Annotated in this window: 1 protein-coding gene; it reads right to left on the bottom strand. The window is 76.0% G+C overall.

Annotated elements, in window-relative coordinates; translation table 11 throughout:
• On the bottom strand, positions 1 to 262 hold a 262-nt coding region (locus tag QSV46_RS40110; protein WP_314964165.1), incomplete at both ends, for a S4 domain-containing protein.

Genomic DNA, 262 nt, shown 5'->3' on the forward strand with positions numbered 1-262 from the left:
GTGCACCACGACCCCCGCGGGCTTGTCGACCACGAGGACGTCGTCGTCCTGGTAGGCGATGCGGAACTCCGCCGGCGGCACGTCGGGCTCCGGCTCGGGCTCGGGCCAGTCGATCGTCACCCGCTCGCCGCCCTCCAGGCGGTGGCGCTTCTGCCGGCCCATCCCGTCGACGAGCACGTGGCCCGCCTCGATGAGCGCCTGCGCGGCCGTCCGCGAGCCCGCGACGCGGGCCAGGAAGACGTCGAGCCGCTCCCCCGCGTCC

This window comes from Bradyrhizobium cosmicum (assembly GCF_032290525.1).
GTDB classification, from domain to species: domain Bacteria; phylum Pseudomonadota; class Alphaproteobacteria; order Rhizobiales; family Xanthobacteraceae; genus Bradyrhizobium; species Bradyrhizobium cosmicum_A.